Raw genomic sequence first — 17,927 nt, forward strand, 5'->3', positions numbered from 1 at the left:
AAATGGACCCGAAGTCGGGAACGAATCGCGCGATCGGGTGGTTGGCCCAAATGGCGGCGAGGCGAATTTCCGCCGCGCTACGAGCATGTGATCGAGAGGAAGCGACCTGTGAGCGCCGAAAAGGATGTTGCCGACTTCTGGTTCGACCCGCTGTGCCCATGGTGCTGGATCACCTCGCGCTGGATCCTCGAGGTCGAGCAGGTGCGCGATATCGAGGTCCGATTCCACGTCATGAGTCTGTCGGTGCTGAACGAGGGCCGGGATGGTTTGCCGGAGCAGTACAAGGAAATGCTCGCCACCGGCTGGGGCCCGGTCCGGGTGGCGATTGCCGCGGCGCAGGAGCACGGCGACAAGGTGCTCGCGCCGCTCTATGCCGCCATGGGATCACGCATCCACAACCGGCGCGCGGAGTACGAGCGGGAATCGCAGGCGGAATTCCTCGCCGCCGTGATCGCCGATTCGCTCGCCGAGGTCGGCCTGCCCGCCGAGCTGGCCGAGGCCGCAGAAAGCACCGATTACGACGAGGCGCTGCGCAAGAGCCACCACGAGGGCATGGACAAGGTCGGCCCCGACGTCGGCACCCCGACGATTCACATCAACGGCAACGCCTTCTTCGGCCCGGTGCTTTCCCGGATCCCGCGCGGCGAGGAGGCGGGCAAGCTCTGGGACGGCGCGGTCGCGTTGGCGTCCTACCCGCACTTCTTCGAGCTCAAGCGCACCCGCACCGAAGACCCCGCCTTCGACTAGACGAGCTGCTCGCCGTCGATCGGTGGCAGCGCAGCATGCGATGCCACCGATCGCACCCGGTTACGGCACGGGTTTCGGCGGTAGCGCCGGGACTTCGCCGTAGCTGCTCGGGTAGTTGCCCGCCGGGGGAGCACCCGCGGGTCGACTCGGACGCAGGAACATATTGCCGTGCCTGCTGCGATCACGCAGCGCCCACATGCGCCAGGTCAACACCGGGTGCGAGGACATGGCGTTGACGATCCAGAGGAAGAAGCCCTTCTCGACCGCCGCCCGGTCGGCCATCTCGTCGTAGCCGACGAGGGTGTTCATGTACTTGCCCGCGGCGAGGGTGCCCATGGCCGTCGGCGCGCCGAGATGCCGGTAGCAGTAGCCGTGATTGTCGGCGGTGTACTCCTGTGCGCGGATCAGCGAGCTGCCGAGGATCGGCAGGAACGGCACCAGGTACATGCCGAGCTGCCGCCAATAGGACACATGGCCCGCGGCGATATGCCCGACCTCATGGCCGATGATGAAGGCCAGCGCATCGGGTTCCCGCGCCGCCCCGCCGACTTCGAAGAGATCGCTGTAGACCGTGACGAAGCGGCGAAATCCGTGCCCGGAGGCGAAGGCGTTGATCTGGCCGTTGCCGAGCAGCACGTAGGCGTCGGGCACCTTCTTCATACCGAATCTGGCTGCCGCCTCGACCACCATCCGATAGCCCTCGGGAAATTGGGTCGGCGACATCTTGACGCCGTTGACCCGCAGACTCGCGAAGGTCTGACCGCGCACCAGCCACACCAGTAGCGGCGCGGCGAGAAACAACAGGATGTACTGGTTGATGGTGCCGAGCGCCGCGAACAGGATCGCGAACATGAACGTGACAACGGTGAGCATGACGACGACGACCAGCAGCGGAATCTCCCAGCTGTGCCGAGCCGGCATCCCGAAGGGCGACAGCCCGCGCGGCTGCTGTTGCGGCGGCACTGCGGGCGGCATCGGCGCCCCGCCGTACGGTGCGGGGCCGTAGGGAGCCGTGGGATAAGGACCGGTGGGGTAGGGCACGCCCGGATAGGGATTGGGCAGCGGCGGATACTGCGTCGAGCCGTAGGGTGCCGCGGTCGCGTCCTGAGCCTGTGCCCACCCGGCCTGCTGCGGGGTGTAGGGGTCGTCCGGCGGGCCTGCCTGCTGGGGTTCGTGCGGCTGCATGGGAAGAACTCTATTCAGAATCCGGTCGGCGGGTCCGGCCATCGGCTCTGTCGACCGGTCGGCTTCGATCGGTGGCCGGCTCGGCTCGGGCGCTGGATCAGCCTGTGGCCGAGGATCGTTGGGCATGGGAAGCCACTCTGTCCAGTCGGCCGGATGGGCTTGCCGGATGCGGTGTCGGGCGCCCATCGGCGCTGGCGCGCATCGTGCACGAATTGGTTTCGTGAGGGCGGTGCGGGTGTTGATCCGTGCCGTGTCGTCTCCCGATCCCTCTCGCGACCCCGCCGAAGCGGCCTGACACAATCGCTGCCATGCGCGTATACCTGGGTGCCGACCATGCCGGTTTCGAACTGAAGAATCTCGTCAAGGCCCATCTGGAGCAGGCGGGCCACGAGGCCGTCGATTGCGGCGCCCTCGAGTACGACGCTGTCGACGACTACCCCGCGTTCTGCATCGAGGCGGCCCGCCGCACCGTCGCCGACCCCGGCAGCCTCGGGCTCGTCTTCGGCGGCAGCGGCAACGGTGAGCAGATCGCCGCGAACAAGGTGCCCGGCGCCCGCTGCGCTCTGGCGTGGAGCGTCGAGACCGCGAAGCTGGCGCGTGAGCACAACAATGCTCAGCTGATCGGCATCGGCGGCCGCATGCATTCCACCGAGGAAGCACTCGCCATCGTCGATGCCTTCCTCGCGGCCGAGTGGTCCGATGAAGAGCGCCACCAGCGCCGCATCGACATCCTCGCCGAGTACGAAAAGACCGGTGTCGCACCGGCCGTTCCCGCGTACTGACCCGGGCGCGGTCGTCATCAACTGTGCCTGAGGGACATACGCTGCACCGTCTCGCGAAGCTGCATCAGCGGCGCCTCGCGGGCGGTGTGGTGCGGGTGTCGAGCCCGCAGGGGAAGTTCGCGGCCGGGGCCGCGCGGGTCGATGGCCAGCTGCTGGTGCGGGCCGAGGCGTGGGGCAAACACCTACTGCACCACTACGAGTCGGGGCTCGTCGTGCACGTGCATCTCGGACTGTACGGGAAGTTCACCGAGGCGCCGGTGCCGATGGGGGAGCCGGTCGGGCAGGTACGGATGCGGATGTTCGGGAGCGGATCGGGCGAGCAGCCCGGCTTCGGCACCGACCTGCGGGGCCCCACTGCCTGCGAGGTGTACACCGACGCCGAGGTGGCGGCGCTGACCGATCGGCTCGGTCCCGACCCGCTGCGGCGCGGCGCCGACCCGGATCGGGCCTGGCAGCGAATCCACCGCTCGCGCAGGCCGATCGGCGCATTGCTGATGGATCAGCAGGTGCTCGCCGGTGTCGGCAACGTCTACCGGGCGGAACTGCTATTCCGGCACGGCATTTCGCCACAGCGGCCGGGGACTGCGCTGAGCGCCGACGAGTGGGCCGCGATGTGGACCGATCTGGTCGCGCTGATGCGGGTCGGTGTGCGGGTCGGCAAGATGGTCGTCGTCCGGCCCGAACACGACCACGGTGAACCGTCCTACGCGGTCGACCGGCCACGGACCTACGTCTACCGCCGTCCCGGCTCGGCATGCCGTGTCTGCGGCACTCCGATCCGGCATGCCGTGCTGGAGACGCGAAACCTGTTCTGGTGCCCCAGCTGCCAAGCAGGCTGACCCACAGCCGCGGTGCGGATGTAGAAACGCTGTGCGGGTCGTCCTCAGCCTGCGACGGCCGTCTTGATCTCCGGTTCGTCGGATTCGGCGAGTGCGAACCGCTTGCCGCCCGCGGTCTTCGCCGAGTACATCGCGCGATCTGCCCGGCGCAGCAGGTCGGTGAAATCGCAGGGGCTGCCCGGTGCGCAGTAGGCGGTGCCGACGCTGGCCGAGACCGGCACCGGCCCGGCCGTCGACCACACCGGGTCGCGCAGCGCACCGACGATCTGGTGCGCGAGATCGCCGAGGGTGTTGTGATGTGGATTGGTGGCGAGCACGAATTCGTCGCCGCCGTAGCGGCAGATCACGGTGTCCGGCGGACAGATCTCACGCAGCCTGCGCGCGAGCTCGACGAGCACCTCGTCACCGACCGCGTGGCCGAAGCCATCGTTGATCTGCTTGAAGCGGTCCAGGTCGATCAGCAGCAGGCCGACGCCGCGGGTCGGATCGGCCGCCATCAGCCGGACCTGGTCCTGCAGCAGTGTGCGGTTGGCCAGATCGGTCAGCGCATCGTGGGTCGCCTCGTGGCGCAGCCGATGCTGCAACGCGGCAATTTCCTGCACCCGCAGCGACACCGCGGCCGAAATATGTTGTTCCTGCTGCGCGAGTGCGCGCTCCTGTAGAGCCTGGGCATAGCTGTCGATGGCTTGGCTGGCGACCAACGGCCAGCGCGTGGCGACCAACGATCCCGGTGCGCCCGCCGGGAAGCCGAGCAGCCACCTGGTGGCCTGCGCCAGCATCCTGGTCCTTTCGAACGGGGCCTCGACCAGCCGGGCGCCGAGCATCCGCGCCTCTGGCACAGGGAACGGCTCGGACTTGGCCAGTTGCAGCAGTCGTTCGATGATCTCGATCAATACCGGCTCCAGTTGCCTGGGTGCGGCGTGCGAACCCGGCTCGGCGCAGACAGCACGCGCCCAGGCTCGGGCCATGGCGGCTACCGGGGGCTCGATGTCGGTCGCCATCGCACTCACCCGGCACAGCTCGAGTCGGTAGCGCAGTGTGTTGAACCCACACCGGCGCCGGCCTCACCCCGATCGTTCCCACTGCCATGCGGCTGTGTCCACCTTGCCTGGTGCACGCTCACCGCCCCCTTTCCAGATACCCCCGTCCGGCAAAAAGGATCCTAGCAAGCCACCCGGCTTCGAAAAACGCTGTTTTACAACGTGTTCCCGAACCCATACGAATGGCGATCGGATATGTCATCGCCATCGTTGCTCGGACGTTACACACGAATCTCGTTCGCTGGGAAGTCGCGAACCGACACGCCGACGGCGCGCCGGAGCGGGTCCGAAGTAGGGGCGAACCCACCCTACTCGTCGGCCATAGCCGCGACCTACAACCGGTGGTCAACGCGGGGCCGTACCGGCGAGAACGATTGCGGCGCACCGGTCCGCGTGGGGCGATTAGCGTTTCCGAAGCGACGTTCGGTACAGTCGGTACGCACACGGCATCGTGGCGATCCCATTGATGTCGTATGCCTGCGGGTGTAGTTCAATGGTAGAACCTCAGCCTTCCAAGCTGATGGTGCGGGTTCGATTCCCGTCACCCGCTCCACACAGGGTTATTCATCCTCCGCGGCGGCCGATACCGCCGCGAGGGCAACGGGGTGTAGCGCAGCTTGGTAGCGCATCCGCTTTGGGAGCGGAGGGTCGCAGGTTCAAATCCTGTCACCCCGACAACAGTTCGACAGCAATGTTCTCCGGCCTGTCGGCCGTGGCGTTGCCGTGATCGGCCACCCCGCCCGGTTCCGGCAGCGGGTCACTCCACCCCCTCGGTTGTAGCTGTCGGGCGTGCTGAGAAGAAGCGGTGCGGTAGCGGCCGGTGTATTCGGCGTCCCGAGCTATCTGTTACCGACCTCGGGTTCGATACGGATGTGGCTCGCAGCTGGTTCCCAGGCTGGTCTTAGAATTCGCGGGTTCGATCCCAGGTGTCGTTGATCGACATCGGATTCACCCACTGGGAGAGGTTTCGAACATGAGGTCCACATCGAGTCGTATCCGGATCGCCGTGGCGGGCGGCGTGTTCGCCGTCGGTGCATCGGCGGTGCTGTTGGTTCCCGGAATCGCCGCGGCAGCGCCGGGCGGGCCGGGCCACCTGCTCGCCGAAACGACGTGCTCCTTCGCTCAGGTGGATGCCGCGCTGCACGCGGCGGCCCCCGAATTCGCTGCCCGCCTCGACGCCAACCCGGAGCGCAAGGCGAAGCTGGAGCAGTTGCTGAATCTGCCGCCCGAGCAGCGCAAGGCCGCCATCCAGCAGCGTCTCGACGATCCCAAGGTCAAGGAGCGCATCGAGGAGCACCGCGGGAAGATCGAGGAACGCCGCAACGACCCGCGCTTCACCGAAATGCGCGACAAGATGCAGACCGTGGCCGCCACCTGCCACAACTACTGAGCGCGAACACCCGCCGTCGCCTGCCGCAACACAGCACGCGCCGGCGGGTGTCTGTGTTTGGATTATTCGCATGTCCTATAAGGCCGACCCACGCGTCGACGCTTATATCGACGCGCTACCCGAGTGGCAGCAGCGGATCTGTCTCGAGGTTCGCGAACTGGTGCACGAGGCGGACCCGGAGGTCGTCGAGACGGTCAAGCGGACCGTCCAGCCGTACTTCGTGCTGGATGGCAATATCTGCGCGCTGCTCGCGGCGAGACTGCACGTCAATGTGTTCCTCTACGACGGCGCCATCGTGCCGGACCCCGAGGGCATCATCACCGCAGGTCACGACAACAAGACCGCGCGCACGGTGGCGATCCGCGAGGGGGAAACCCTCAATGCTCCGGCGCTGTTGACCATGGTCCGCCAGATCATCGCCAACAACCGCGCCGGTGGGTGGCGAAAGCTGAAGGCGCAGGAGTTGGGTCAGTAGCCGATCGTGAAGCGTCGCTGCACGAATCGTGGCAGCTCGGCCTCATCGAGCAGCGCGATGGCGGCGTCCTCGATCGAAATGCGGCTGTGACCGTCGGCATCGAGCACCGGCTGATCGCCGCCGACGCGGTAGCGGCCGGTGCGTTCGCCCGGTGCGATCAGTTCGGCGGGGCTGAAGTAGGTCCACCACCGGTTCGAACTACGCAGCACGGTCAGTGCGTCACGGTGGCCGCGCACCGCCGCCGCGTACTCCCGGGGCAGGCCGACGCTGTCGAGGGTGTCGGTGAGGCGCTGGTCGTCGTCGGCGGTGACCCGGCCCGGCGCGAATTCCAGGCTGCCCGCGCCGCCCACGACGATCAGGCGGGTGCGTGGATGGCTGCCGAGCGCCTGGACCAGCGAGCGCGCCGCGGTCGCGTAAACGGTCGGGTCGGCGATCGATGTCGCCACCGTGCCCGCGAAATCCGTTGCGGCGTTGCCTGGCTGATAGCAGCTGATCAGCACGTCCATCCCGGGCAGGGCGGCCGCGACGGCGGCGCTGTCGAACACGTCGAGGCTGCGCCAGGCGACGTTCGGCTGATCGGCTGCCTGTCCACTCGCATCTCTGCTGAACGCGGTGACGTGATGGCCGCGGGCTACGGCTTCGGCGTGCACCCGCCTGCCGATAGTGCCGGTCGCGCCGATGATTCCGATGAACATGGTTCTCCTCGAGCTGTTTGGTACGGCGTGTAAAAACTATACGCCGTGAAATTTCTATGCAACGTATAGTTTCTGCACGCCGCTGTAAAGTGGCTCCGTGGCCACTGCGGCGCCGAGTAGGCGGGAACTGCGACGTTCCGAGACGACAACCGAGATCAAGCAGGTTGCCCTGCGCCTGATGGCCGACGGCGGACCCGGCGCGATCACGCTGCGGGCGATCGCCCGCGAGATGGGCATGACCGCCAACGCGGTCTACAGCTACTTCGCCACCCGCGATGACCTGGTCACCGCGCTCATCAACGACGTGTACAGCGAACTCGCCGACACCGTAGAAGCGGCGCGAGACGCCTGCCCGCCGGCCGACCCGGCAGGCCGAATCCTGGCCTGGGCCTGCGCCTTCCGCGAATGGGCTTTGGCCAATTCCGAGGGTTTCCGCCTCATCTACGGCGATCCGGTGCCCGGCTATCAGCCACCGGCGGGCGGTGCGGCCCCCGAGGCCGAGCATCGGGTGTGCGCGGGTCTCACCGGCCTGGCGGCAGGCGCTTGGCCGCATGCTGAAAAGCTGTACGCGGACAGCGGCTTCGAGTGGTCGGACTTCGACGACGAACTCGTCGGCGAGGTCGCGCAGGACTTCCCGGGATTGCCCCCGGCCGCCATCGCGATCGCGCTACGCATCTGGGGCCACCTGCACGGCCTGGTTTCCTTGGAGATCCTCGGCCACCTGCGCTCACAAACAAACGCCCCGGACAAGCTCTACCGCAACGAAATCGGCCACCTTGTGCGCTCTCTCGGCCTCACGCTGCCGAAACAGCCGACCTGACCGGCCGTCGACCGCAGGAGGGGGCCTCCGCAGCAGACCGTGTATCCACGCCGAGCAGCGTCCTGTCGTTGCCGACGGTCGGACCGGTCAGCTCGCCGCCGCGGTGGTGTCGAGGTGACCGGAGGCGCTCGGTGTCTGCCGAGCGGGCGGCGGGCTCGGACCGGTCAGCTCGCCGCCGCGGTGGTGCCGAAGCGACCGGAGGCGCTGTCGGTGTCTGCCGAGCGGGCGGCGCGCTCGGACATGGCGGCGAGCATGGGCAGGCGGGCGTCGCCGAGTGACATGGCGTGGTTGCCGAGGTGGTTGGTGACGAAGCCGATCGATAGGCCGAGTCGAGGTACGGCGATGCCGCCGGAGCCGCCGATGCCGAAGTGGCCCAACGCATGCCTGGTGAGTTTGGCGCCGACGATGGCGCGGTGGTAGCCGAGGGCGAAATGGGGTGCGGCGCCGAGGACGTAGTCGTAGCGGCCGTTCGGCGGCATCTCGGCGATGCGGCGGGTGGTCTCGGGCCGCAGCAGGCGGCGGTGGCCGACCATGCCGTCGTTGGCGTGCAAGCAGCGTGCTGACACAAACTGCAACGGGTGTCACTTACGGGCGGCAATGGTCGCTTGCTCAACCGCGGTCGAGACCGCTGCCGCCCGGTGGCACGATGCCGCGCGCCCCGGCACGGAGTAATCACGCGTTTGCTGTCCTCACCAGTGGGGCTTTCCCGCAGTCCTCGTCGCTGCAGCGGATGTAGCATCGGCCGAGGGCGTGCCGATAGTCGCGTCGAGCAGCCGGCCGACAGGCGGTGGGCACCTGATTTTGTTGGAAGATTGGGACATGACCAAGGGTTACGACGAGAGGCCGGCGACGCTGGCACCGATTTTCTTCGCCAGTTTTGCGTTCTGGCTCGGTCGCAGCGTCCGAGATGCTGTGCAGCCGTCCACGGGCGGTCAACAGAATATCGAGGTGCCTGCCAAGGACTTCCAGCTCGAGGAGGTCTTCGACAAGCAGACCCCGGTCGTCTTCCGTGGTGTCGCCAAGACCTGGTCGGTCTTCGAGGACTACCAGCCCCAGGAGCTGCGCAGCAAGTACGGCAGTGAGAAGGTGGCCGCGCTGACCAGCACGACCAACGTGTTCACTCAGGAAACCTCGCCGGTCGAGGTGCTCGAGTACCGCGAGGTCATGGACTCCGTCTTCGACCAGCCGAAGCCGGGCAAGAACTACTACTCGCGCTCCGCGGCGGATCCGCGTCCCCTGGCCGATCAGCTGCCCGCGCGCGTCGGCACCCGCGCGCAGAGCACGGCGGCCAGCAGCGTGTGGATCGGGCAGCAGGGCAACCTGACTCCGCTGCACAACGATCCGTGGCACGGCCTGCTGATCCAGTTGCACGGCCGCAAGCGGGTCCGGTTGTTCCCACCGAACGAATACCGCAATGTGTACGGCAAGGTGCCGTTCAAAGCCTCGGATCCCTACACCGGGCTGCCCGACGAGTTCGAGCCGGATCGCAACAGCTTCGAGAAGCTGCGGCACGCGTCGTACTACGACGTGGTTCTGGAGACCGGTGACATTCTCTACATCCCGATGTTCTGGTGGCACCAGGTCGAATCCGTCGACCCGGCGATCTCGTATGTCGCCCGCTATAACCCGAACTACTTCGAATTCATGAAGGCGGCCTTCTTCCCGATGGCCATGCGCGGCCTCCTGCGCATCGTCGACAGTGTCAAGGGCGTGTTCCGCAAGAAGAAGTGATGTCCCCCGCTGCGGCGACCAGCGACTGATTCCGGTCGCTACCCGGCTTCACCGGGTAGCGACCGGCTTGTTTTCGGCGGTCAGAGCCGAGGATCGACCGGCTCGGTTTCGAGGGCGAGGACCGCGAAGACGGCTTCGTGGACACGCCACAGCGGTTCGCCCGCGACGAAACGATCCAGCGCCTCCAAGCCGAGTGCATACTCGCGCAGCGCCATCGACCGCTTGCGGCCGAGGCCTCGAGTGCGTATGTGTCGAAGGTTGTCCTCGCGCAAGTACTCCGGGCCGTAGATGATCCGAAGGTACTCGGGTCCACGGCATTTCACGCCCGGCTGGACCAGCCGGTCCGCCGCGGTGCGCACCAGCGCCTCGACCGGCTTGACGACCATGCCCTCACCGCCCGCAGCGGTCAGCTCCGACCACCACGCAATGGCCGCCGCTTCGCAGTCGGGCTGTGCGAGGTCGACGATCATCCGTGCGGTCGCGGCGAACAGATCGCTATCCGCCGCGACCAGTCGGTCGACCCGCTCCAGGTGCCAATCATGGTCGCGCACCGCGTAGTTGACGCCGTCGGCGGCCAGGACCTGGAACGGGGCGAGCCGGAGTCCGGCCAGCCCGTCGACCGGCCAGCAGTACCGGCCGTAGGCGGTGGTGAATGCGTCCGTGTCCGACTTGCGGGCGCTAGTGCGATCCGCGAGGTCGGCAATGTCGAGGCCACGGCCTGCCGCTGCGGCCAGCAATTCGGTGGCCGCGCCGAGCGAGGCCCGTGCCGCCGCGCCTACCGCCGCATATTGGTTGCGCAGCAGGCCGACCGCCTTGGCCGACCACGGCATCAACTCGGTGTCCAGCAGGAGCCATTGACTGTTGAGCTTGCACGGCACGGCGGGCAGTTCGATGCGTAACGGCAGCGCGGTGCGAACCAGTTCGGGGCGCTGGTCGCAGCGCCCGTGCAATGCGGTGCGGAACACCGCGCCGAGCGCGACCGACAGCAGCGACGACGCGGCGTACGGCCGATCGTTGACGTACTGTCCGAGGCTGAAATCCGGTGTGCTGCGCGAGCGTCCGCGCACCATCCGGATCGGGTCGACCTCGAGCACCAGTGCCGCCGTGCGGCGTCGGCCTGTGGGTACAGCACATGCGCAACGCCATAGGACTGCTCGAACGCCTGCACCCTGTCGGGGTTCTTGTGCAGCAAGAAGCCCAGGTCGGTCGCCGGCCACGCGGCGTCCTCCGGTGCTGTGCAGGTGATCGTCAAGAGCATCCTGCGATCGTGGCCCAACCGGGCAGGCGCCGCGAGGAAGTTTCGCGGTCCCGGCGGCCGTATTCTGTGTCAGAGGCTGAGCTTCGGCCAGGTCCAGTCGGCGACAGCAGGGATGTCCTCGCCGTGTTCGCGGGTCCATGCACGCGCATTCCAGCGGGCGTCGACCATCTCCTGACGCAGGCCCGCTGCCTTGTCCCGCAGTGTCGGCACCCGATCGACGACATCCATCACCAGGTGGTACCGATCGAGGTCGTTGAGCATGACCATATCGAAAGGAGTTGTCGTGGTGCCTTTTTCCTTGTATCCACGCACGTGCATTTCGTCATGGTTCGCGCGACGGTAGGTGAGGCGGTGGATCAGCCAGGGATAGCCGTGGAAGGCGAAGATCACCGGACGGTCGCGAGTGAACAGGGTGTCGAATTCGCTATCGGGCAGGCCGTGTGGATGTGCGTCGGGCGGCTGCAGCCGCATCAGGTCGACCACATTCACCACCCGGATGCGCAGCTCGGGCAGCCGCTCGCGCAGGATGGCCGCGGCAGCAAGGGTTTCCAAGGTCGGCACGTCGCCTGCGCAGGCGAGCACGACATCCGGTGTGGTGCCGGGATCGTCGTTGTGCCCGGCCCAGTCCCAGATGCCTGCGCCGCGGGCGCAGTGCACGGCGGCATCGGGCACCGAAAGCCAGTCCGCCTGTGGCTGTTTGCCCGCCACCACCACATTGACGTAGTGCCGCGAGCGTAGACAGTGGTCGAAGGTAGACAGCAGCGTATTCGCGTCCGGTGGCAGATACACGCGCACGATCGATGGCTTCTTGTTCAGCACCACGTCGAGGAATCCGGGGTCCTGATGAGTGAATCCGTTGTGGTCCTGACGCCAAACATGCGACGACAAAAGGTAATTGAGGCTGGCGATGGGACGTCGCCACGGAACTTCCGCACTGGCGTCGAGCCATTTGGCGTGCTGGTTGAACATTGCGTCGACGATATGGATGAACGCCTCGTAGCAGGTGAAAACTCCGTGCCTGCCGGTGAGCAGATAGCCCTCGAGTAGGCCCTGACACATGTGCTCGGACAGCACCTCGATCACCCGGCCGAACCGGTCGAGGTCGACGTCGAATTCGCCCACCTCCGCCTGCCAATTGCGCCCGGTGACCTCCAGGATGTCCTGCAGCCGATTGCTGGCCAGTTCGTCGGGCGCGAAGGTGAGGAAGTTGTCTGTATTGCCCACGGTGACGTCGCGCAACCAGCCGCCGAGCACTCGGGTCGCTTCGTGACTGCTCGCGCCGGGTGACCCGACCTCGACGCCGTAGTCGCGCCAGTCCGGGAGCCGAAGATCGCGAACGAGCGTGCTGCCGTTGGCAATTGGATTGGCGCTCATCCGTCGATCGCCGCGCGGCACCAGCTCGCCGAGCACCGCCACCGGTCGGCCCGCTTCGTCGAACAACTCTGCCGGTCGATAGGAGCGCAGCCACTGTTCGAGCACCGCTCGGTGCCGGTCGTCGGTACGCGCGGCGGGCAACGGCACCTGATGTGCGCGAAACGTGCCCTCGACCTGATTGCCGTCGACCACCGGTGGGCAGGTCCAGCCCTTCGGTGTGCGCAGCACGATCATCGGCCAGATCGGGCGCACCCCGTCGGCACCCGCGCGCGCGGCATGCTGGATCTGCCGGATACGGTCCAAGCAGTCGTCCATGGCGGCGGCCATCGCCTGATGCACGGCCGCTGGATCGTCCCCCGAGACGACGATCGGTTCGTAGCCGTACCCACGCAGCAGCATCAGCAGCTCGGATTCCGGAATGCGTGCCAGGACCGTCGGATTGGCGATCTTGTACTGGTTCAGCGCGAGGATCGGCAGCACCGCGCCGTCGCGGCCCGGGTTGAGGAACTTATCGGCGTGCCAGCTGGTGGCCAGCGGACCCGTCTCCGCCTCGCCGTCGCCCACCACGCAGAAAACGGTGAGATCCGGATTGTCGAGCGCCGCGCCGAAGGCATGCAGCAGCGAATAGCCGAGTTCGCCGCCCTCGTGAAAGGAGCCAGGCGTTTCGGGCGCGCAGTGACTCGGCACGCCGCCGGGAAAGGAAAACTGCGCGAACAGCGCACCCATCCCCGAACCGTCCTGTGGCACATGGCTGTAGAGCTCGGAATACGTGCCCTCCAGCCAGGCACACGCATTCGGGCCCGGCCCGCCGTGCCCGGGCCCCGCGACGAACACCGCGTTCAGATCGCGCTGCTGGATGGCCCTATTGGCGTGTGCCCAGACCAGATTCAAGCCGGGCACGGTGCCGAAATGTCCGAGCAGCCGCGGTTTGACGTGCTCGGCCCGCAACGGTTCCCGCAGCAGCGGATTGCTCATCAGATAAATCTGGCCGACCGCGAGATAGTTCGCCGCCCGCCACCACGCGTCGATCGACTCCAGTTCGCCGCGGTCGAGCGGACCGGGCACTTGCGCCAGCCGATAGGGCCGCGGCGCGATCGTCGCACCGCCACTGCTGTCGACATTGTCGGCCGAGGTATCGCCCCCGGCATTGGCCATCTGCGTCATACGCCGACTCTCCTCACGCTCGGGGCATCGGGAGCGGTACCGGAGCAACCGCTGTCGCCGGGTCCTGCAGGGTTGTCGAAGAACGATCGACAACACCGGATGGAGAATTCCTCGTCAGGCTACCGGCAGCCGGACGGCAAGTCAGGGGTTTGTGCACGGCATCGGCTCCGGTGCCCGCCGGAGCCGCCCAAACTGCGGGCTTTGTCCTTGCGTGACTATCGAGCGTTCGACCCGCCGTGTGGTCAGGGCGGCACGATGCCGGTGGCCGCGCGTGGATTAGGGTGCGCCGCATGCAAATACTCGGCAGGATCATCGGCCTCGGCGCCATCGCCGCGGCTGCGTTCGCACTGACCGCGTGTGGGTCGGGGGACGACAACAACTCGGCGTCCGCGACGACCACCGCGGCGGCGAAGACGGCCTCGTCCGTGGCGGGCGCGCCGCAGAGCAAGGGGCGCGAATGCACCGCCGACGACATCAAGGTCGACGGTGGGTTCGGCGCCAATCCGAAGATCACCATCCCCGACGATTGCGACCCGCCCAAGCAGCTGATCGTCAAGGACCTGGTCGAGGGCAGCGGACCGGGCGCGGTCGCGGGCCAGCAACTCACCATGAACTATTCGCTGGTCACCTGGTCGGACAAGAAGAAGCTCGACAGTTCCTTCGACCGGGGCAAGCCGTTCCAGCTGCCCCTCGGCGCCGGGCAGGTCATTCCCGGCTGGGACCAGGGCTTGGTCGGTGTCCAGCAGGGTACGCGGCGGCTGCTGATCATCCCGCCGGACCTCGGATACGGCGCGGGTGGCAACGGCATCAAGCCGAACGAGACTCTCGTTTTCGTCACCGACGCGGTCACCGTTCCCAAGAGCTGATCTTTCGCCTGCGACTCGCAAGCAGCCGCTGGGACGGTCTAGGACGGTGCTGCCCGCAACCCGCCGCGACCGGTCAACTAACCTTGTCGGGATGCGTGCGCGTGGGCGCGCTGCGTCCATGTCCATGAGAGCAAGGCGCCCATGTCGATGAGAAGCAAGTCGACCAGAACCACCAACGAACAAGGAGCATGTCCGTGAAGAGCACCGTCGAGCAGCTGAGCCCGACCCGGGTCCGGATCAACGTCGAGGTGCCCTTCGAGGAACTGAAGCCCGACTTCGACAAGGCGTACAAGGCACTGGCGAACCAGGTCCGTATCCCCGGCTTCCGCCCGGGCAAGGCTCCGGCCAAGCTGATCGAGGCCCGTGTCGGCCGTGGCGCGATCCTGGAGCAGGTCGTCAACGATGTGCTGCCCGCGCGCTACAGCGAGGCCGTCACCACCTCCGAGGTGAAGGTCATCGGTCAGCCCGAGATCGAGATCACCAAGATCGAGGACGGCCTGGAGCTCGCGTTCACCGCCGAGGTCGACGTGCGTCCCGAGATCACCCTGCCCGCCTACGACGGCATCGAGGTGTCGGTCGACGCGTTCAGCATCGGTGACGAGGACATCGAGGAGCAGCTGCAGTCGCTGCGCCAGCGCTTCGGCACCCTGACCGGTGTCGAGCGTCCGGTCGAGGACGGCGACTTCGTGTCCATCGACCTGTCGGCCACCGTCGATGGTGCGGATGTGCCGGAAGCCGCCACCACCGGCCTGTCCCACGAGGTCGGTTCCGGCCAGCTGATCGAGGGTCTCGACGAGGCGCTGACCGGCTTGTCGGCCGGCGAGTCCGCCGAGTTCACCTCCACGCTGGTCGCCGGCGAGCACGCGGGCAAGGAAGCGGTCATCACCGTCACCGTCGGTTCGGTCAAGGAGCGCGAGCTGCCCGAGGCCGACGACGACTTCGCTCAGCTGGCCAGTGAATTCGACACCCTCGAAGAGCTGAAGGCCGACCTGCGCACCCGCGTCGAGCGGGTCAAGAAGGTCGAGCAGGCAGGCGAGATCCGCGACAAGGTGCTCGAGGCGCTGCTGGAGCAGGTCGAGGTGCCGCTGCCGGAGGCCGTCGTCAAGGCCGAGATCGACGCCGTGCTGCACGACGCCGTGCACGGCTTCGACCACGACGAGGACGCCTTCGCTGCCGCGCTCGAGGCGCAGGGCAGCACCCGTGAAGAGTTCGACAACGACACCAAGGAGTCCGCCGAGAAGTCGGTGAAGACCCAGCTGCTGCTGGACGCCATCGCCGAGGCGGAGAACACCCAGGTCGGCCAGGAGGAGCTCACCGAGCGGATCCTGTTCCAGGCGCAGCGTTACGGCCTGTCGCCGGAACAGTTCATCCAGCAGGTGCAGCAGGCGGGCCAGCTCGGTGCGGTGTTCGCCGATGTGCGCCGCGGCAAGGCGCTCGCCGGTGTCGTCGGCCAGGTGAAGGTCACCGACTCCGAGGGCAACTCGGTGGACACCGCCGAAATGTTCGGCGCCCCTGAGGGTTCCGCGGCCGAGGCCGACGCCGAAGAAACCGCCGCCGCGAGCGCCGAATAATTCCATGGAATGCCAGCGTGGTCGACGGCCGAGTGGTTGTGTGATTGTGCTGTGAGCGAATAAGGGCGGTGCCGGGAGTTCGGTGCCGCCCTGTTTCGTTAATGTTTGTGACAGCGAACGGTGATGGCTCTGTAGCAATCAGCGCTGTGTAGGTTTCAGTGACAAGCCGGTGAGAAGAGAAGGCAGGTATCCGTGACAATCAACCAGGCAGGGGTCATGACAGCCGCTACTGCTGGTCTCAACCTCAGTGATTCGGTGTACGAGCGCCTGCTGCGTGAGCGCATCATCTTCCTCGGCACTCAGGTCGACGACGACATCGCGAACAAGCTGTGCGCCCAGATCCTGCTGCTCTCGGCGGAGGATCCGGTCAAGGACATTTCGCTCTACATCAACTCGCCCGGCGGTTCGGTGACCGCGGGTATGGCCATCTACGACACGATGCAGTTCGCCGAGTGCGACATCGCCACCTACGGCATGGGTCTGGCGGCCTCGATGGGGCAGTTCCTGCTCACCGCGGGCACCAAGGGCAAGCGCTACGCGCTGCCGCACGCGCGCATCATGATGCACCAGCCTTCGGCAGGCATCGGTGGTTCCGCGGCCGACATCGCGATCATGGCCGAGCAGTTCGCGCACACCAAGCGTGAGCTGAACGAGTTGCAGGCGCAGCACACCGGCAAGTCGGTCGAGCAGGTCACCATCGACGCCGATCGCGACCGGTGGTTCACCGCGACGCAGGCGCTCGAGTACGGCTTCATCGACCACGTGATCAGCCACGCGAATCAGGCGGGGAACGGCGCGAAGTAGCCGACCATTTCGAGCGACCTGCAACCAGTCGCAACGGCTGAGAACCGCTCACCCACTCAGACTTTGGAGACGAAGATGGCCAACCTGATCGACCCACGCGCCGGCCTCGGCGGTATCGCACCGCAGAGCCCGCAGGCGCGCTACATCCTGCCGTCGTTCATCGAGCACTCGAGCTTCGGTGTCAAGGAGTCCAACCCGTACAACAAGCTGTTCGAGGAGCGCATCATCTTCCTCGGCGTGCAGGTGGACGACGCCTCGGCCAACGACATCATGGCGCAGCTGCTGGTGCTGGAATCGCTCGATCCCGACCGCGACATCACCATGTACATCAACTCGCCCGGTGGCTCGTTCACGTCGCTGATGGCCATCTACGACACCATGCAGTACGTGCGTGCCGACGTCGCGACGGTCTGCCTCGGTCAGGCGGCCTCCGCGGCCGCCGTGCTGCTCGCCGCGGGCACCCCCGGCAAGCGTGCCTGCCTGCCCAACGCCCGTGTGCTGATCCACCAGCCGTCGCTGGAGGGTGGCATCCAGGGGCAGGTTTCGGACCTGGAGATCCAGGCCGCCGAGATCGAGCGCATGCGTCGCCTGATGGAGACGACGCTGGCCTACCACACCGGCAAGGACGCGGACACCATCCGCAAGGACACTGACCGCGACAAGATCCTGACGGCCGCGGAGGCCAAGGACTACGGGATCATCGACACGGTGTTCGACTACCGCAAGCTCAGCGCACAGAAGTAATCTCCGCGCGCGATCAGGTGTCAGGCAGCGATTCTGGGTACGCCTGGGATGCGGGTTGCGCCGGTCGCTCGTATGTTGCTGTTAGTCAGGTAAATCCGGCCGGGACAGGTGCCGCTCGGCATCCGTTCCGGCCGGATTGCTTCGATGGAACCGACCGACCGGAAGGGTGTCCGGCGGGATAGGCCACGAGGCAGGCGGCCGGACCTGGTTTCGGCCGCAGCTCGGGGAGAACGTGTTCTAGTGCCGTGAGAACTCGCGCAACCCCGGCGAGAAACATGCTCGAGTTGTCGACCTCCGTCGCGCACACCGGGTACGGTCAACCTAGGGGCCTTTGCTCCCGGTTGACGGCAGTGCTCGACCCGCCGGAACGCTCGAGGTGTTCGTGATTACACCCGAGGGTGGCGGATTGCTGGCAACCTGGACGGACGGTTGCACGCGGACA

At 66.7% G+C, this 17,927-nt stretch carries 17 protein-coding genes, 2 tRNA genes and 1 pseudogene; 13 read left to right on the forward strand and 7 right to left on the reverse strand.

The window, feature by feature from the left end:
* Positions 1–108 precede the first annotated feature (108 nt).
* Positions 109–747, forward strand: coding sequence for a DsbA family protein (locus ACLMAL_RS14470; protein ID WP_411999545.1), 639 nt, complete (start codon positions 109–111; stop codon positions 745–747).
* Between the two features lie 60 nt (positions 748–807).
* On the opposite strand, the gene ACLMAL_RS14475 is transcribed toward ACLMAL_RS14470, so the two are convergent.
* Positions 808–1,932, reverse strand: coding sequence for a M48 family metalloprotease (locus ACLMAL_RS14475; protein ID WP_411999546.1), 1,125 nt, complete (start codon positions 1,930–1,932; stop codon positions 808–810).
* Between the two features lie 308 nt (positions 1,933–2,240).
* Here ACLMAL_RS14475 and ACLMAL_RS14480 point away from each other — a divergent pair, with 308 nt between their 5' ends.
* A complete protein-coding gene (locus tag ACLMAL_RS14480) occupies positions 2,241–2,714 on the forward strand; it encodes a ribose-5-phosphate isomerase (protein WP_328410397.1) in 474 nt (157 codons plus the stop codon).
* Positions 2,715–2,737: 23 nt separating this feature from the next.
* A complete protein-coding gene (locus ACLMAL_RS14485; RefSeq protein ID WP_411999547.1) occupies positions 2,738–3,553 on the forward strand; it encodes an Fpg/Nei family DNA glycosylase in 816 nt (271 codons plus the stop codon).
* A gap of 44 nt (positions 3,554–3,597) precedes the next feature.
* On the opposite strand, the gene ACLMAL_RS14490 is transcribed toward ACLMAL_RS14485, so the two are convergent.
* Positions 3,598–4,554, reverse strand: coding sequence for a GGDEF domain-containing protein (locus ACLMAL_RS14490; RefSeq protein ID WP_328410401.1), 957 nt, complete (start codon positions 4,552–4,554; stop codon positions 3,598–3,600).
* A gap of 518 nt (positions 4,555–5,072) precedes the next feature.
* Between ACLMAL_RS14490 and ACLMAL_RS14495 the strand changes: the two genes are divergently transcribed.
* From ACLMAL_RS14495 to ACLMAL_RS14510, 4 genes are all read left to right on the forward strand, one after another.
* A tRNA-Gly gene (locus ACLMAL_RS14495) sits at positions 5,073–5,146 on the forward strand.
* A gap of 48 nt (positions 5,147–5,194) precedes the next feature.
* Positions 5,195–5,268 (forward strand) — tRNA-Pro (locus ACLMAL_RS14500).
* 298 nt (positions 5,269–5,566) lie between these two features.
* A complete protein-coding gene (locus tag ACLMAL_RS14505) occupies positions 5,567–5,983 on the forward strand; it encodes a hemophore-related protein (RefSeq protein WP_411999548.1) in 417 nt (138 codons plus the stop codon).
* 70 nt (positions 5,984–6,053) lie between these two features.
* Positions 6,054–6,458, forward strand: a complete 405-nt coding sequence (locus ACLMAL_RS14510) for a DUF1801 domain-containing protein (RefSeq protein ID WP_411999549.1) — start codon at positions 6,054–6,056, stop codon at positions 6,456–6,458.
* Here ACLMAL_RS14510 and ACLMAL_RS14515 read toward each other — a convergent pair.
* Positions 6,452–7,153 carry an NAD(P)-dependent oxidoreductase gene (locus ACLMAL_RS14515; RefSeq protein ID WP_328410407.1) on the reverse strand — a complete coding sequence of 234 codons (702 nt, stop codon included), beginning with the start codon at positions 7,151–7,153 and terminating at the stop codon, positions 6,452–6,454. The genes ACLMAL_RS14510 and ACLMAL_RS14515 overlap by 7 nt on opposite strands.
* A 97-nt stretch (positions 7,154–7,250) precedes the next feature.
* Here ACLMAL_RS14515 and ACLMAL_RS14520 point away from each other — a divergent pair, with 97 nt between their 5' ends.
* Positions 7,251–7,973: a TetR/AcrR family transcriptional regulator gene (locus ACLMAL_RS14520; RefSeq protein WP_411999550.1), complete on the forward strand. Its 723-nt coding sequence runs from the start codon at positions 7,251–7,253 to the stop codon at positions 7,971–7,973.
* A gap of 164 nt (positions 7,974–8,137) precedes the next feature.
* Here the strand turns inward: ACLMAL_RS14520 and ACLMAL_RS14525 are convergent, their stop codons facing one another.
* Positions 8,138–8,548 (reverse strand): hypothetical protein, encoded by a 411-nt coding sequence (locus ACLMAL_RS14525; RefSeq protein ID WP_411999551.1) that lies wholly within the window; start codon positions 8,546–8,548, stop codon positions 8,138–8,140.
* A 244-nt stretch (positions 8,549–8,792) separates the two neighbouring features.
* Here ACLMAL_RS14525 and ACLMAL_RS14530 point away from each other — a divergent pair, with 244 nt between their 5' ends.
* A complete protein-coding gene (locus ACLMAL_RS14530; RefSeq protein ID WP_411999552.1) occupies positions 8,793–9,704 on the forward strand; it encodes a cupin-like domain-containing protein in 912 nt (303 codons plus the stop codon).
* Positions 9,705–9,784: 80 nt separating this feature from the next.
* Here ACLMAL_RS14530 and ACLMAL_RS14535 read toward each other — a convergent pair whose 3' ends face one another.
* From ACLMAL_RS14535 to ACLMAL_RS14545, 3 genes and pseudogenes are all read right to left on the reverse strand, one after another.
* Positions 9,785–10,534, reverse strand: coding sequence for a hypothetical protein (locus tag ACLMAL_RS14535; RefSeq protein WP_411999708.1), 750 nt, complete (start codon positions 10,532–10,534; stop codon positions 9,785–9,787).
* 81 nt (positions 10,535–10,615) lie between these two features.
* Positions 10,616–10,962, reverse strand: a pseudogene (locus tag ACLMAL_RS14540) (3' terminal RNA ribose 2'-O-methyltransferase Hen1); the annotation flags it as partial.
* A gap of 69 nt (positions 10,963–11,031) precedes the next feature.
* A complete protein-coding gene (locus tag ACLMAL_RS14545; protein ID WP_411999553.1) occupies positions 11,032–13,500 on the reverse strand; it encodes a phosphoketolase in 2,469 nt (822 codons plus the stop codon).
* Positions 13,501–13,790: 290 nt separating this feature from the next.
* Between ACLMAL_RS14545 and ACLMAL_RS14550 the strand changes: the two genes are divergently transcribed.
* From ACLMAL_RS14550 to ACLMAL_RS14565, 4 genes are all read left to right on the forward strand, one after another.
* Positions 13,791–14,366 (forward strand): FKBP-type peptidyl-prolyl cis-trans isomerase, encoded by a 576-nt coding sequence (locus ACLMAL_RS14550; RefSeq protein ID WP_411999554.1) that lies wholly within the window; start codon positions 13,791–13,793, stop codon positions 14,364–14,366.
* Positions 14,367–14,560: 194 nt separating this feature from the next.
* Positions 14,561–15,937: a trigger factor gene (gene tig / locus ACLMAL_RS14555; protein ID WP_411999555.1), complete on the forward strand. Its 1,377-nt coding sequence runs from the start codon at positions 14,561–14,563 to the stop codon at positions 15,935–15,937.
* 216 nt (positions 15,938–16,153) lie between these two features.
* Positions 16,154–16,741, forward strand: a complete 588-nt coding sequence (locus ACLMAL_RS14560) for an ATP-dependent Clp protease proteolytic subunit (protein WP_366528059.1) — start codon at positions 16,154–16,156, stop codon at positions 16,739–16,741.
* Positions 16,742–16,816: 75 nt separating this feature from the next.
* Entirely contained in the window at positions 16,817–17,485 is a 669-nt protein-coding gene (locus tag ACLMAL_RS14565) for an ATP-dependent Clp protease proteolytic subunit (protein ID WP_328410420.1), read from the forward strand.
* Positions 17,486–17,927 lie beyond the last annotated feature (442 nt).

The sequence above is a fragment of the Nocardia sp. CWNU-33 genome, assembly GCF_046764895.1.
In the GTDB taxonomy this organism is placed as follows: Bacteria; Actinomycetota; Actinomycetes; order Mycobacteriales; family Mycobacteriaceae; genus Nocardia.

Excerpts from the sequence above, each read along its gene's own strand:
- ACLMAL_RS14475 (WP_411999546.1), bottom strand. The coding sequence starts at position 1,932 with ATGCAGCCGCACGAACCCCAGCAGGCAGGCCCGCCGGACGACCCCTAC.
- ACLMAL_RS14480 (WP_328410397.1), top strand. The coding sequence starts at position 2,241 with ATGCGCGTATACCTGGGTGCCGACCATGCCGGTTTCGAACTGAAGAAT.
- ACLMAL_RS14490 (WP_328410401.1), bottom strand. The coding sequence starts at position 4,554 with ATGGCGACCGACATCGAGCCCCCGGTAGCCGCCATGGCCCGAGCCTGG.
- ACLMAL_RS14505 (WP_411999548.1), top strand. The coding sequence starts at position 5,567 with ATGAGGTCCACATCGAGTCGTATCCGGATCGCCGTGGCGGGCGGCGTG.
- ACLMAL_RS14510 (WP_411999549.1), top strand. The coding sequence starts at position 6,054 with ATGTCCTATAAGGCCGACCCACGCGTCGACGCTTATATCGACGCGCTA.
- ACLMAL_RS14515 (WP_328410407.1), bottom strand. The coding sequence starts at position 7,153 with ATGTTCATCGGAATCATCGGCGCGACCGGCACTATCGGCAGGCGGGTG.
- ACLMAL_RS14530 (WP_411999552.1), top strand. The coding sequence starts at position 8,793 with ATGACCAAGGGTTACGACGAGAGGCCGGCGACGCTGGCACCGATTTTC.
- ACLMAL_RS14535 (WP_411999708.1), bottom strand. The coding sequence starts at position 10,534 with ATGCCGTGGTCGGCCAAGGCGGTCGGCCTGCTGCGCAACCAATATGCG.
- ACLMAL_RS14545 (WP_411999553.1), bottom strand. The coding sequence starts at position 13,500 with ATGACGCAGATGGCCAATGCCGGGGGCGATACCTCGGCCGACAATGTC.
- ACLMAL_RS14550 (WP_411999554.1), top strand. The coding sequence starts at position 13,791 with ATGCAAATACTCGGCAGGATCATCGGCCTCGGCGCCATCGCCGCGGCT.
- ACLMAL_RS14560 (WP_366528059.1), top strand. The coding sequence starts at position 16,154 with ATGACAGCCGCTACTGCTGGTCTCAACCTCAGTGATTCGGTGTACGAG.
- ACLMAL_RS14565 (WP_328410420.1), top strand. The coding sequence starts at position 16,817 with ATGGCCAACCTGATCGACCCACGCGCCGGCCTCGGCGGTATCGCACCG.